A 13,811-nucleotide genomic window follows, 5' to 3' on the forward strand; every position below is an offset into this window, starting at 1 on the left:
GGCGGTACGGCTGATGCACAAGGTCAGCCGGGCGGCGCACAAGCGCGGTACGGCGGCGCACGGCGAAGGGCTGCTCGTCGTACAGCTCGACGGGGTGTCGGCGCCGCTGCTGCGCTGGGCGATCCACGCCGGCAACCTGCCCAACATCGGTCGCTGGCTGCGGCTGCGCAGCCACCGGCTGAGCGGCTGGCACACCGGCCTGCCGGCGACCACGCCCGGGGCGCAGGCCGGCATCCTGCACGGTGACGACCTGTCGGTGCCGGCCTTCCGCTGGTACGACAAGGAGGCCGGACGGTTGATGGTCGCCAACCGCCCGCGCGACGCGGCGGAGATCGAGCGCCAGCTCTCCGACGGCCGGGGGCTGCTGCGCGACGGGGGCGTCAGCATCAGCAACATCTTCTCCGGCGACGCGCCCTCGACGCTGTTCACGGTCAGCCGGGCCACCCTGCCCGGCCGCTCGTCCCGGGGCTACGCCGAATTCATGATCAGCCCGTACGGCTTCGCCCGGGCGATCGTGCTCGGCATCGGGCGCGTGTTCAAGGAGCTGCACCAGGCCCGTGGGCAGCGGCTGCGCGACATCCGGCCACGGGTCAGCCGGTCCGGGGCGTTCCTGGTGCTCCGCCCGCTCGCCGGCATGCTCCGGGACATGAACGTCTCGCTGATCGCCGAGCAGATGGCGCTCGGCGCTCCGGTGATCTTCTGCGACTTCGTCGACTACGACGAGGTGGCCCACCACGCCGGCCCGGCGCGGCCGGAGGCGCTGGACGCGCTCGGCCGGCTCGACCAGGTCCTCGGTGTCCTGGAACGGCTCGCCAGCGAGGCCGACCGCCGCTACCACCTGGTGGTCCTCTCCGACCACGGACAGAGCCAGGGCGAGACCTTCCGGCAGCGCTACGGCGAGTCGCTGGCCGAGACGGTGGACCGACTGGTCAACGCGAGCGCCGCCGCTGTCCTGACGCCCGGTGCCGGACCGGCCCTGACGCCCGGTGCCGGGCCGGCTCGGACGGCGGGCACCGGCCGGGCCGACAACCCGGAGCAGAACGGCTCGGCCCGCCCGGTCCGGCCGGAACGGACCGCGTCGGCGGCGACCGGACCGATCGAGCACTGGGGTCCGGTGAACACCCTGCTCACCGAGATCAGCGGTCGGCCGGGGGCGGGTGCGGCGGCGACCCGGGCGGCCATGCGTTCCCGTACGGTCGACCGCGAGGTGACGCTCGGGCCGGGCGGGGAGCGCAGGACGCCGCCCCGAGGGGCCGGCACCGGCGAGGCCCAGGAGCTCGCCCGTACGGACACCCTGGTCGTCGCGTCCGGAAACCTGGCGATGGTCTACTTCACCCGGTACCCCGGCAAGCCCGGCCGGGCGGAGATCGAGGCGGCCCACCCGGGGCTGGTGGACGCGCTGGCCGCCCACCCGGGCGTCGGGGTGGTGGTCGTCGGCGAACCGACCGGCCCGGTGGCGGTCGGACACCGGGGCGAGCACCACCTGCGTGACGGGCTGGTCGTCGGTGCGGACCCGCTGGCCGCGTACGGCCCCCGGGCGCGCGAGGACCTGCTGCGTCACCAGGAGATCGCGCACGTCGGCGACCTGGTGCTGGTCAGCACGATCGACCCGGGCACCGAGGAGGTGGCCGCCTTCGAGGAGCTCGTGGGCAGTCACGGTGGACTCGGCGGCTGGCAGAGCGACGCGTTCCTGCTCCGCCCGGCCGACTGGCCGGTCGACACCGACCCGCTGGTCGGACCGGCCGCGGTCCACCGGCAACTGCTGGCCTGGCTACGCCGGCTCGGACTGCGCGAGGCGGACCTGCCGCCCACCCCCGCCGAGGGGACACCCGAAGCCGAGCCGGCCACGGCGGGTGACCGCGAAGCCGCCAACGCACATGCCCGTGCAATGAGCGACCGGGCGCTGGTGCCGGCGCAGGCGGCGGGCGACGGCGCCCGGTCAGGCGGCTCCGGTACGACGCCGGACCCAGCCGACGACCTGGCTGATCACCAGCACGACCACCACCGCGACCAGGACGCCCTGCCACGGCTCGGCGAAGATGGAGCCGCCGAGGACACCGAACCCGGCGTAGACCACCGACCAGAGCCCGCAGGCCGGGGCGTTGGCCAGCGCGAAGCGCCGCCAGTCTAGGCCGGTCAGGGCGATGGTGAGCAGCACCGGAATTCGACCTCCCGGCACCAGCCTGGAGATCAGCAGCACCGACACCTGGCGCTCGCGCAGTCGTACGGCGAGCCCGTCGAGTCGGTCGGTGTCGCGCAGCCAGCGCAGCCGGCGGGCCAGTTGCTCACCACCCACCCGGCAGAGCAGGTAGGTCACCGCGTCGCCGAGGTAGGCGCCGGCCGCGCCGGCCAGCACCACCGCCACGATCATGATCGAGTGTTGGTGGAAGGCGAGTGCTGCCGCCGCGCTGACCGCGGCGCCGGTCGGCACCACCGGCAGCACGGCACCGAACGCCACCAGCGCGAAGAGCGAGGCCAGCACCCCGATGGCGTTGCTCACCGTACGGGTTCCACCGCTAGGGTCTCGCCCGGGCGCAGCTCGGTGACCCGGGTTCCGGGGGCGGCGGTGGCGGCCCGGTCGACAAAACGTCGACCGGGTTCGTGGAACATCGCCCGGCGGAACATCAGGCCGGCGGGCCAGAACGTACCGAAGTGCACCGGCACCGCGTGCCGGGGCGCGGCCAGACGTACCGCCTCGGCCGCCTGGGCCGGGTCGAGGTGGCCGGCGCCGAGCGTCGGACCCCACCCACCGACCGGGATCAGCGCCAGGTCGAGCGGGCCGAGGTCGGCCATGCCGCCGAAGAGGCCGGTGTCCCCGGCGAACCAGGTGTTGGCTCGACCGTGCACGGTGTAGCCGACCGCGATCGCGCGGTGCCGCGACCACGGTCCCCGGCCGCCGTCGTGCTCGGCCGGCACCGCCCGGACCGTGACCGAGTCGATGGTGTACTCCTCACCCGGCGCCAACTCGACCGCGCGCGCCGCCGCCGGGGCGCCGAGCCGGCGCCGCAGGAACGGTCGCGACCCGGCCGGCACCACCAGCGCGACCCGGTCGGGCATCCGGCGCAGCGACGCGACATCCAGGTGGTCGGCGTGCAGGTGCGAGATGAGTACGGCGTCCGGTTGGCCGGGAAGGTGCGGCGTCGGCCCACGCATCCGCCGCAGGTGGGCGACCCGGTCACGCAGTACGGGATCGGTCAGCAGCCGGACGCCGGAGTCCTCGATCCAGGCCGTGCTATGCCCCCACCAGGTCACCTGAACCGCGGACATCACCCGACCACCGTACGGGGGCGGTCCGGGCGGGCGGCCAGCGCCCGTACCGGTGTCCGATGGGCGCGGGGTGCCGAGCCGGCGGTCCGGGGTGCCGAGCCGGCGGTCCGGGGTTACGCGCCGAGCCGGTTTCGGCGTTCGCCGTCCTGGGCACAACCTTCGACAGCGGAAACACCGAGCCACCCGGACCCGGCGGGGCGGGCCGGCGATCGAGGCAACTGGAGGAGACAGTGAGCATCAGCGACAAGATCAAGCACAAGGCCGAAGAGATCACCGGTGCGGTGAAGGAGAAGGTCGGCGACGCCACTGACAACGAGCGGTTGCAGGCCGAGGGTGCCACGCAGCGGACCGAGGCGAACGTCAAGCAGGCCGGCGACCACGTCAAGGACGCCGCCCACGACACCCGGGACGCGCTGCGGCCCTGATCCACCGGTAACCCGCGCCGGGTGGGCGCCCCGATCGGGGCGCCCACCCGGCTGTCTGTCCAGCGCTCCGGAAGTCACCGAGGCCACACCTTCGTCGAAGGTGTGGCCTCGTCGTGTGCACGGCCACGAAACCCGTTGCGAAGTGATGAATTCGCATCCATTGACTTTTAATAGTTAAGTTTCCTAAGCTTTGAACCACCTGAAGCGTACCAAAAAGCACAACCCCCCTCCTCCCGCCTCGAAGCCGACCCTGGGCCCTGGTCGGCCGAGCGCTCGTGATCACCGCCCCTCCCCCACGGGGCCGATGGCGTGTACGCCGCGAAAGGTCGAACATGTCCGATACATCCTCTGCTACCGCCCGGATCGGGCGTAGCGGCAGATCCCGCCTCCTCACCGGGGCGATGGCCCTGGTCACCGCCCTCGTCGGTACGACCACCGCGCTGGCCCCGGCGTCGCCGTCGCAGGCGGCCGTGCTGCCCAACGGTTTCAAGAGCGTCGGCTACATGCCGTCCTGGGCCGGGAACGTCACCACCATCCAGTACAACAAGCTGACCCACATCAACTACTCGTTCGTGCTGCCGAACGCCAACGGCAGCCTCCAGCCGGTCGACCAGCCGGGCAAGCTCCAGCAGCTCGTCTCGCTCGGCCACGCGAACAACGTGAAGGTGCTGATCGCGGTCGGCGGCTGGAACGACGGCAACGACTCGGCCTTCGAGGCGCTCGCGGCCAACTCGGGCACCCGTACGACCTTTGTCAACAACATGGTCAACTTCGTCAACCAGTACGGACTCGACGGCGTCGACATCGACTGGGAGTACCCGGACCCGGGCACCTCGGCGAACAACTACACCCTGCTGATGCAGCAGCTCAGCACCGCCATGCACAGCCGGGGCAAGCTGCTCACCGCCGCGGTCGTCTCGGGCGGCGGCACCGCCAACGGCATCCAGCCGGCCGTCTTCGGCTACGTCGACTTCCTCAACATCATGTTGTACGACGGCGGTGAGCCGCACGCCAACTACGACTGGTCGATCAGCAACGCCCAGGGCTGGAAGAACCGTGGTCTGCCGGCGAGCAAGACGGTGCTCGGCGTGCCGTTCTACAGCCGCCCCGGCTACGTCACCTACAACCAGCTCGTGGCGATGGACCCGGCGAACGCCAACCGAGACTGCACCACCGTCAACGGCGCACAGCAGTGCTACAACGGCATCCCGACGGTCAAGCGGAAGACGCAGTGGGCCCTGGCCAACGCCGGCGGCATGATGAACTGGGAGCTGTCCCAGGACACGAACACCTCGACCTCGCTGGTCAGCGCCATCTACGACACGGTGATGGGCGGGGGTGGCACGCCGCCGCCGACCGGCCGGACCGGCCGGATCACCGGACTGGCGGGCAAGTGCGTCGACATCGCGGCGGCCAGCACCACCAACGGCACCGCCGTACAGCTCTACACCTGCAACGGCAGCAACGCGCAGACCTGGACGGTCGGCACCGACGGCACGATCCGGGGCCTCGGCAAGTGCATGGACGTCACCAGCGCCTCGACGACCAACGGCGCCAAGATCCAGCTCTGGGACTGCAACGGCAGCGGCGCCCAGGTCTGGCAGGGCCAGAGCAACGGCACCGTACGCAACCCGCAGTCCAACAAGTGCCTGGACGTGACCGACAAGAACAGCGCGGACGGCACCCGGCTCCAGATCTGGGACTGCTTCAACACGAGCAACCAGATCTGGCAGCTCCCCTGACCTGACCGAAGGGGTCCGCGCGGGGGGTGTCCGGTCGACTCGGCAACGTCGACCGGGCACCCCCCGCCGCGCGGCCGGATCCTGCGCACCGAGACGGTCGGCGGCCTGCTGCTGCTCGGCGCGGCGGTGCTCGCGCTGGGCGACGGTACGCGAAGCTCGGCGTACTGCTGGCCTCGCTGGTGTCGGCGGCCCTGGCGACGGTGGTGCTGCGCGCCCGCAACCGCCACTACCGCCGCCTCCGCACCGACAACGCCGAGGTGTAAGGAAGGGCCCCTTGTTAACGCATAGCGTTAACAAGGGGCCCTTCCTTACACCGGCAATGTCCACAGCGGGGGGTCGTTCGTTGGGATCTGGAGATCGCCCGAGCGACCAGGGGGTGCCGTGACCGATCCCGGCACGGTCGCCGGATGACCAGCGGCGAGGAATCGGAACGGGGTCTGCTGCGCAGCGCGGAGAGTACGCAGCGGGCCACCTTCCTCGAACTCTTCTTCGACCTCGTCTTCGTCTTCGCGCTCACCCGGATATCCCAGCGCCTGATCAACGATTTCAGCAGCGACCGGCGGATCCTGTTCTCCGAGGCCGGTCAGACGTTGCTGCTGTTCCTCGCACTCTGGCTGGTCTGGACCCTCACCGCGCTGACCACCAGCCGACTGGACCCGGACCAGCCGGCGATCCAGCTCGTGGTGGTCGGCACCATGTTCGGCGCGATGGTGATGGCGGTGGCGGTGCCGAAGGGGTTCGGCGAGCGGGCGATCGTCTTCGCCGGGGCGTACGTCGCCCTCCAGTTCGGCCGTACGCTCCTCCTCCTGGTCGCGCACAACCGAGACCGGGACGTCCCGGTACGGCTGATCATCTGGCTCGGGCTCAGCGCGGTGCCCTGGCTGTTCGGCGCCACGAGTGACGACGCCCGGCTGCGCGGGGTCCTCTGGACCATCGCCATCCTGCTCGACTACGGCGGGGCGATCGCCGGTTGGCCGGTCCCGGGGCTGGGCCGGGGTCCGGCCGCCAACGTCCCCATCGCGGGCGAGCACCTGGCCGAGCGCTACCAGCAGTTCCTGCTGATCACCCTGGGCGAGTCGATCCTGGTGATCGGCCTGACCTTCAGCGGCGCCGACTTCGCCGTCGACCGGGCCGCCGCCTTCCTGGTGTCGTTCCTGACCACCGTGCTGCTCTGGCGGATCTACTTCCACCAGGCCGGACACCTGCTGCCGCTGGCGATCACCTCGGCCCGCCACCAGGGCCGGTTCGGCCGGTCGATGTCCTTCTCGCACCTGCTGATGATCGCGGGAATCGTACTCACCGCCGTCGGTTACGAACTCGCCATCGCCCACCCGCTCGGGCACATCACACCGGTCTGGCTCTACACCATGCTCGGCGGCCCCGCCCTCTTCCTCACCGGACGGGCCCTGTTCGAATACCAGGTGTACGCCCGGGTCTCCCGGTCCCGGACCGGCGGACTGATCCTGCTGGGCCTACTGGTGCCGGCGATGCTGCACGTACCGCCGCTGGTCGTCAGTGTCTCGGCGGCGGTCGTACTGGCCGGGGTGGCGCTCGCCGACGCGTTCCGCTCGCGCGGCCGTACGACGCCGGAGCAGCCCACCCCCTCCCTCTAGACCGGAACGGGCCTTCTGTCCCGTCTTGCCCGGATAGGGTGGATCGGGCGTGATACCGGAGGTGGGCATGGCCGCGGACGCCGACGACCGGCCCGCGCTCACCGCTCCGCGACCGGCGGCGGTGGCGCCGGCCGAACCGCGCCCGGCCGGCCGAACCACACCGACCCAGCCGATCCTCGGCCTGGCCGGGCTCACCTTCGTCCTTCCGCTCTTCTTCCTGCTCGCCTTCCTGCTGGGCAGCGCGGAGGCGTCGCTGGTGGTCCTCGGTCCGCTGGCCACCTTCGCCCTACCGGTGATCGCGATGATCGCGTTCTGGTGGCAGGACTGGCCGGGCAGCCACCTGCGGGCGGGCTGGGTGGGGCTGACCGACACGCTGATCGCGGGGGTCGCCGGAGTCGGGCTGACCATCCTCGGCCAGCTCGTGGTGAGCCGGGTCGACCTGCGCGGGATCTTCGTCGCCGACGCCGGCCCCGGACACGTCGCCACCTTCCCGGTCACGCTGGCGCTGGGCGCCGGGACGTTCACCGCGATCCTGCAACTCACCCTGGTCTGCGAGCGGTGCCCGCTGGCCCGGTTGCCCCGGGTCCCGGCCGGGTTGGCCGCACTGGCGCTGTCGTGGGTGGTCGCGGTGCTGGCGTACCTGCTCGTGGTCAACCTGGACCACGTCCCGGCCGCCGTGCGCGCGGCCGACGGCCTGCGTAATCCCGGCGGTCCGCTGGCGGCACCGGTCTACGGCGCGCTGCTGGTCACGCTCGGGGTCTGGCAGGTGCTGCTCTTCGTCGCCCTGCGCGGCCTGCCGTTCTCGCTGATCGGGCGGCGCTGGTTACGGATCCTGGCCGGCAACGCGGGGGTGGCCGGGGCCACGGCGGCGACCTTCCCGCTGGTGTGGCGGGTCGCCGGCTGGCCACCGGCGCGGATCAGCGCCGTCGGCGGCACCGTCATCGCCGCCGCCCTGCTGGTCGCGATGCTCTTCGAGGGGTGGCCGGCGACCCGGCTGCGTCCGTACCCGGGCCGGACCGCGCTGGTCGGGCTGGTCGCCCTGGTCGCCGCCGCGCTCTACGGCGTCCTCTGGGCGTACGCGGGCCAGATCGACTGGGTACGCGCGACCGCCGAGGACTGGATCTCCACGGCCGCGCTGAACTTCATCGCGCTCGGTGTGGTGATGCACGTGGCCGTCTGGCAACGCTGGCCGGTACGTTCCGGCGCCACACCGGGTCACGCCCCCGGGTCGGCGACCGACGCGGGGGCACGATCCCGTAGCTGAACCTCGACGCCGGTCAGCGGGCCTGGGCGAGAACGTGCTGGGCGAGCAGTTCGCCGTGCTTCTCGGCCGAGGCGTGGCCCTCGCGCAGTTGCTGCCGGGCGAGGTCCCGCAGGTCGGCCATGGCGGGCGTGCTCTCGGCCAGGGTCAGTTCGATCTCACTGACGTGCAGCTCCAGACCGAAGAGGTCGCCGAAGATGCGCCGGTAGTAGGGCGTCGCGTGGTCCCAACCCTCGCGCGGGGTGCCGGGACCGTAACCACCGCCCCGGCTGGTGACGATCGCGGCCGGACGCCCGGCCAGCGGCTGCTGCCCCGGGGCGAGCCGGGGGTCGGTCAACAGCAGGTCGATCCAGCCCTTGACGTGCTGGGAGACGCCGTAGTTGTAGAGCGGTACGGCAAACAGGTACGCGTCGGCCGCGAGCAGTTCGTCCACCAGGGTGGTGACCAGGGCGACCGCCCGCGACTGCTCCTCGCCACGCTGGTCGGCGGGGACGAACCCGGCGGTGACCGCCGCTGTCCAGGTGCCGGTGGGCACCGGCGACGCGACCAGATCCCGGCGAGTGATCGGGCCCGACGGGTGCGTACGGGTCCAGGCGCGCTCGACCGTGTCGGCGACCGCGCGGCTGGTGGAAGCCCCGCCAAGGATGCTCGAGTCGAGTCGGAACAGGCTCACTATTACCTCCCGAAGATGTTCTGTGTTGCCGACTAAATTAACGACAGAACTTCTCTCATCCCCCACACATGTGAGCCATATCATCTGGAGCACAGCATTCCTCTATTGCAGATAATCTTGGATGCAGATTATCTACGGGCCTGGTTACACTTGCCGGGTGGCACAAGACGCAGCGACCGCGCCGCCGGCCCCGGGGTCCGAGGACGGGGGCGAACAGATCGCAGCCGACCTGCTCAAGGACGACTTCGGCTGGGTCGTCGGCGTCATCCTGCGGCGCTATCTGCGGGCGTCGGATGAGATCGTCAACGACATTCCCGGCGGCCCCCGCGGCTACCAGGTGATCGCCTCGGCGAGCCAGAACCTCGCGACGAACCAGGGCGCCATGGCCGCTCAACTCGGCATCGACCGGACCGTTCTGACCTACCTGATCGACGACCTGGAAGCCGCCGGACTCGTCGCCCGGCAGCCGGATCCGGCCGACCGGCGCAGCCGCAGGGTGGTCGCCACCGAAGCCGGGCTGGCCCTCTGGCAGGATCGACGCGAGGCCCTGGCCACGGCCGAGGCCGAGATCCTGTCGGTCCTCGGCGGCGAACAGTCGGCCTTCAAGGAACTGCTGCAACGCGTGGCGATGCACGCCGACCGCCTCGACCCGGTCCACAACGCCTGCCAGATCGTGCAGGAACTCGGCGAGGACACCGGCCCGCGCCGTCGTCGCCGTACCTGACCATCAGGGGGATCCACGTGCCAACCGAACTTCAGCCGGCGGTCCGTACGCTCGTCGACGCCGCCAACGCCAACGACCTGCCGGCCTTCCTCGCCGGTTTCACCGCCGACGGTGTGGTCGACGACTGGGGCCGGGAGTTCCACGGTGCCGAACGGATCGCCGGCTGGAGCGACGCCGAGTTCATCGGCAAGCAGGTCAGCCTCGACGTGCGGGACGTACGGCAGCACGGCCAGGAGACGGTGGTCGTGGCCGAGGTCGGCGGCAACGGCTTCAACGGGCCGAGCACCTTCTCCTTCCGGGTGCGCGACGACCGGGTCTCCCGGATGACCATCCGCGCCTGACCAGAGCGGGGTCCCGCTCCTAGAGCAGGTCCTCGATGGTGATCGGCAGGTGGCGTACCCGCCGTCCGGTGGCGTGGTGGACGGCGTTCGCGATCGCCGCGCCGGAACCGACGATGCCGATCTCCCCCACCCCCTTCACCCCGAGCGGGTTGACCACGGTGTCGGTCACCTCGACGGTGTCCACCACCACGTCCGGCACGTCGGCGTTGACCGGGATCAGGTAGTCCCCGAAGCTCGGGTTCGCCCAGCGGCCGAGGCGCGCGTCCATGTGACTCGCCTCCAGCAACGCCTGGCTCAGCCCCCACAGCATCCCGCTCATCAACTGGCTGTGTGCGGTCTTGCGGTTGAGCACCCGGCCGGGGGCGAAGACCCCCACCATCCGGCGTACCCGGATCAGGCCGAGGTCGGCGTCCACCGCGACCTCGGCGAACTGCGCGCCGAAGGTGTGCGTGCCGTACCCGGGATCCGGCGGTGGCGGGGTCCAGACCCCGAGCGACTCGACGTCCGGCGTGAACTGCCGCAGCAGCATCTCGGCGTAGCCCTCGCCGACCTCCGGCCGGTCGCGCAACCGCATCCGCCCGCCCTCGACCGACACCGCGCCCGGGTCGGCGCCGTGCAGCGGCGACTTGTCGTCCGCCACCGCCCGCGCGACGAGTTGGTCGCGCAGTTGCGTCGTGGCCAGGTGGACGGCGGCACTGACCGCGCTGGTGCCGGCGGAGCCGACCGCGGCGGTGATGTTCGGCAGGTCGCTGCCGCCGCCGATGAACCGGACCCGGTCGACCGGCAGGCCGAGTCCGTCCGCGGCGACCTGTGTCATCGCGGTGGTCACCCCGGTGCCGAACTCGGAGACGCCCGCCTCCACCACCACACTGCCGTCGCTGTAGATCCGGGCCCGCGCGCGTTGCGGATTCGGCGGTGACACGTGCGGGTACGCCGACGAGGCGACCCCCCAGCCGATCAGCGTCCGCCCCTGCCGGCGGGCACCCGGACTCGGGTCGCGCCCCGCCCAGCCGAAGAGTTCCGCACCCCGCTGGAAACACTCCCGGATGCCGTTGCTCGACCACGGGTGTCCGCTGGTCGGATCGTTGTCGGCGAGGTTGCGCAGCCGCAGCTCGATCGGGTCCGTCCCGAGCTGTTCGGCGAGTTCGTCCATCGCCGACTCCAGGGCGAACATGCCGGTCGCCTCGCCGGGGCCGCGCATGAAGGTCGGGGTGAGGGTGTTGCCCCGGGCCAACCGGTAGATCCCCTCGTAGTTCGGGATGTCGTAGAGGACCGCGGGCGACTGCAACGAGGTCTCGGCCCAGTCGTCGAAGTGCGAGGTGATGGAGAGCTTGTGGTGCCGCAGCGCGGTCAGCCTGCCCTCGTCGTCGGCACCGAGAGTGAGGCGCTGCTCCTGCTCCTCCCGGTGCCCGCAGGAGTGGAACATCTGCTCCCGGTTGAGCGAGAGCCGGACCGGTCGGCCCACCTGGCGGGCGGCGAGCGCGGCCAGGGTGACGTGCGGCCAGATCATCGCCTTGCTGCCGAAGCTGCCGCCGACGAACTCGCTGACCACCTTGACCTGCGTGGGCGAGATGCCGAGCAGGGTGGCCACGGTGAGCTGGGTCGCGGTCGGGCCCTGGGTGGAGTCGTAGATGGTGAGCCGGTGTACGTCGTCCCAGACCACGGTGGTGGCCGAGGGCTCGATCGGGTTCTGGTGGTTGGCCGCGAACCGGTATGTCTCGTCCACCCGGAACCGGGCCTGTTCCAGCCCGGCGTCGACGTCACCCCGGACGGACCGCCCCGGCAGCATCCCGCCGAAGATCCGCTCCGGCTCGTACGCCTGGTCGCGTACCTGGTCGAGGGTGGTCTCGGCGGGCGTCTCCGTGCAGTCGATCCGGAGCAGGCTGGCCGCGTGCTCGGCCCGCTCGACCGTGTCGGCGACGACGATCGCGACCGGTTGCCCGGCGTAGTGCACCACGTCGTCCTGCAACGGGAACCAGCTCACCCCGGGCGCGGCCATCCCGAGCAGCGAGGGCAGCAGTTTCGGCGTACCGGGGATTTTCGGCAGGTTGAAATGGCTCAGTACGGCGACCAGCCCGCCGGCCCGTTCCGCCGCCGTGGTGTCGATGCCCACCACCCGCCCGCTCGCCACCCGAGCGCCGACCAGGACCGCGTGCACCAGTCCGGGCAGGGCCAACTCGGCGGTGTAGCGGGCGGCGCCGCTGACCTTCGCGCGGCCGTCGACCCGGCTGAGTGTGGTGCCGATGGCCGGGCTCATGCCGCCCCTCCCAGGGTCGTCCGCTGCTGCTCCCGCCAGTCGTCGGCGGTGATCATCTCCAGCGCGCGGACGATACTGCGCCTGGCCAGCTCGATCTTGAACTCGTTCATCCCGTGCGAGACCGCCGGTTGCAATTCCTGCCGAGCCGCCTCGGCGAAACGCTCCGCGGTGGCGGGGGCCCCGATCAGCACCCGCTCGGCCTGACGGGCCCGCCACGGCTTGGTCGCGACACCGCCGAGCGCCAGCCGTACCTCGCCGATCATGCCGTCGTCGAGCGAGAGCGCGACCGCCACCGAGGCGAGCGCGAACTCGTACGACTCCCGGTCGCGGACCTTGAGGTAGAGCGACCGCTCGGCGACCGGGTTACCCGGCACCTCGACCTCGACGATCAGCTCGCCGTGGTGCAGCGGGTGCTCGCGTTCGGGGGTTTCGCCGGGCAGCGGGAAGAAGTCGTCGACGGCGAACTCCCGCCGGCCGGAGGAGCTTTCGGTGTGCACCACCGCGTCCAGCGCGACCAACGCCACGGCCAGGTCGGAGGGGTGGGTGGCGATGCAGCGCTCGCTGGTGCCGAGCACCGCGTGGCCCCGGTTGACGCCGTGCAGCGCGGCGCACCCGCTGCCAGGTGCCCGCTTGTTGCAGCCGGCCGCGAGGTCGCGGAAGTAGCCGCAGCGCACCCGTTGCATCAGGTTGCCGCCGATCGAGGCCATGTTGCGCAGTTGCGGGCTGGCCCCGAGCAACAACGCCTGGGAGATCACCGGAAAGCCCGTACGGACCAGCGGGGCCTGGGCCACGTCGCTCATCCGGGCCAGGGCGCCAATGCGCACCCCGCCGCCGGGCAGCGCGTCGATCTGGCGCAGCGGCAGGTCGTTGATGTCGACCAGGCGGCCGGGCTGTTCGACGTAGATCCGCAGCAGGTCGACCTGGGTGGTGCCGCCGGCCAGGAAGGCGCTGTCCGCGTCCGTGCTGACCACACCGATCGCGGTGGCGACGTCGGCCACCCGGGAGTAGCTAACGGGGCGCATCGGGGCCTCCGGCGACCATCGCGTCGTGGACCTGCCGGATCGCCGCCCGGATGTGCGGGTACGCGGCACAGCGGCACAGGTTGCCACTCATCCACTCGCGGATGTTGCCGTCGTCCACCTGGTGGCCCTCGTGCAGGAAGGCCACCGCCGACATGATCTGTCCCGGGGTGCAGTAGCCGCACTGGAAGGCGTCCCGCTCGATGAACGCCGTCTGCATCGGGTGCAGTTCGCCGTCCTCGGCGAGCCCCTCGATGGTGGTGATCTCCCTGGCCTCGCAGGTGATCGCCAGGGTCAGGCAGGCGAGCACCCGGCGCTTGTCCATCCAGACCGTGCACGCCCCGCAGGCACCCTGGTTGCAGCCCTTCTTGGTGCCGGTCAGGTCGAGCCGGTCCCGCAGCGCGTCGAGCAGGCTCACCCGGGGCTCGATCGGCAGGCTGCGTGACACACCGTTCACCGACAGCGTGATCATGACCTCACCCGGGCCGC

Annotated in this window: 13 protein-coding genes and 1 pseudogene; 8 read left to right on the plus strand and 6 right to left on the minus strand. The window is 71.5% G+C overall.

Going from position 1 to position 13,811, the window contains the following annotated elements; all coding sequences use genetic code 11:
- Positions 1–13: 13 nt before the first annotated feature.
- Positions 14–913: pseudogene (locus ACI2K4_RS24505) on the plus strand (alkaline phosphatase family protein); the annotation flags it as partial.
- Between the two features lie 1,026 nt (positions 914–1,939).
- Here ACI2K4_RS24505 and ACI2K4_RS24510 read toward each other — a convergent pair.
- Together ACI2K4_RS24510 and ACI2K4_RS24515 are read right to left on the minus strand one after the other, a co-directional pair.
- On the minus strand, positions 1,940–2,500 hold the full coding sequence (locus tag ACI2K4_RS24510; protein ID WP_404514481.1) for a DedA family protein: 561 nt from the start codon (positions 2,498–2,500) through the stop codon (positions 1,940–1,942).
- Entirely contained in the window at positions 2,497–3,267 is a 771-nt protein-coding gene (locus ACI2K4_RS24515; protein WP_404514770.1) for an MBL fold metallo-hydrolase, read from the minus strand. Before ACI2K4_RS24515 ends, ACI2K4_RS24510 begins: the two co-directional genes overlap by 4 nt.
- Positions 3,268–3,497: 230 nt before the next feature.
- Here ACI2K4_RS24515 and ACI2K4_RS24520 point away from each other — a divergent pair, with 230 nt between their 5' ends.
- From ACI2K4_RS24520 to ACI2K4_RS24540, 5 genes are all read left to right on the plus strand, one after another.
- On the plus strand, positions 3,498–3,692 hold the full coding sequence (locus ACI2K4_RS24520) for a CsbD family protein (protein ID WP_404514483.1): 195 nt from the start codon (positions 3,498–3,500) through the stop codon (positions 3,690–3,692).
- A gap of 332 nt (positions 3,693–4,024) precedes the next feature.
- Positions 4,025–5,434, plus strand: a complete 1,410-nt coding sequence (locus ACI2K4_RS24525) for a glycosyl hydrolase family 18 protein (RefSeq protein WP_404514485.1) — start codon at positions 4,025–4,027, stop codon at positions 5,432–5,434.
- Positions 5,435–5,460: 26 nt separating this feature from the next.
- Positions 5,461–5,697, plus strand: a complete 237-nt coding sequence (locus ACI2K4_RS24530) for a hypothetical protein (protein WP_404514487.1) — start codon at positions 5,461–5,463, stop codon at positions 5,695–5,697.
- Positions 5,698–5,841: 144 nt separating this feature from the next.
- On the plus strand, positions 5,842–7,047 hold the full coding sequence (locus ACI2K4_RS24535; RefSeq protein WP_404514489.1) for a low temperature requirement protein A: 1,206 nt from the start codon (positions 5,842–5,844) through the stop codon (positions 7,045–7,047).
- A 67-nt stretch (positions 7,048–7,114) separates the two neighbouring features.
- Positions 7,115–8,311: a hypothetical protein gene (locus tag ACI2K4_RS24540; protein WP_404514491.1), complete on the plus strand. Its 1,197-nt coding sequence runs from the start codon at positions 7,115–7,117 to the stop codon at positions 8,309–8,311.
- 13 nt (positions 8,312–8,324) lie between these two features.
- Here ACI2K4_RS24540 and ACI2K4_RS24545 read toward each other — a convergent pair whose 3' ends face one another.
- Positions 8,325–8,981, minus strand: coding sequence for an FMN-dependent NADH-azoreductase (locus ACI2K4_RS24545; RefSeq protein ID WP_404514492.1), 657 nt, complete (start codon positions 8,979–8,981; stop codon positions 8,325–8,327).
- A 157-nt stretch (positions 8,982–9,138) separates the two neighbouring features.
- Between ACI2K4_RS24545 and ACI2K4_RS24550 the strand changes: the two genes are divergently transcribed.
- Both ACI2K4_RS24550 and ACI2K4_RS24555 read left to right on the plus strand, forming a co-directional pair.
- Positions 9,139–9,705, plus strand: a complete 567-nt coding sequence (locus ACI2K4_RS24550) for a MarR family winged helix-turn-helix transcriptional regulator (protein ID WP_404514493.1) — start codon at positions 9,139–9,141, stop codon at positions 9,703–9,705.
- A 17-nt stretch (positions 9,706–9,722) separates the two neighbouring features.
- Positions 9,723–10,046: a nuclear transport factor 2 family protein gene (locus ACI2K4_RS24555; RefSeq protein ID WP_404514495.1), complete on the plus strand. Its 324-nt coding sequence runs from the start codon at positions 9,723–9,725 to the stop codon at positions 10,044–10,046.
- Positions 10,047–10,065: 19 nt separating this feature from the next.
- Here ACI2K4_RS24555 and ACI2K4_RS24560 read toward each other — a convergent pair whose 3' ends face one another.
- The 3 genes from ACI2K4_RS24560 to ACI2K4_RS24570 are packed head-to-tail and all read right to left on the minus strand — an operon-like array spanning position 10,066 to position 13,794.
- Entirely contained in the window at positions 10,066–12,303 is a 2,238-nt protein-coding gene (locus ACI2K4_RS24560) for a xanthine dehydrogenase family protein molybdopterin-binding subunit (protein ID WP_404514496.1), read from the minus strand.
- The gene (locus ACI2K4_RS24565) at positions 12,300–13,325 is read right to left on the minus strand and encodes an FAD binding domain-containing protein (protein WP_404514497.1); all 1,026 of its coding nucleotides are present in this window, start codon (positions 13,323–13,325) and stop codon (positions 12,300–12,302) included. The genes ACI2K4_RS24560 and ACI2K4_RS24565 overlap by 4 nt, the downstream gene beginning before the upstream one ends.
- Positions 13,312–13,794: a (2Fe-2S)-binding protein gene (locus ACI2K4_RS24570; protein ID WP_404514772.1), complete on the minus strand. Its 483-nt coding sequence runs from the start codon at positions 13,792–13,794 to the stop codon at positions 13,312–13,314. The genes ACI2K4_RS24565 and ACI2K4_RS24570 overlap by 14 nt, the downstream gene beginning before the upstream one ends.
- Between the last annotated feature and the right edge of the window lie 17 nt (positions 13,795–13,811).

It is taken from the genome of Micromonospora sp. NPDC050397, from assembly GCF_044901685.1.
Lineage (GTDB): Bacteria > Actinomycetota > Actinomycetes > Mycobacteriales > Micromonosporaceae > Micromonospora_G.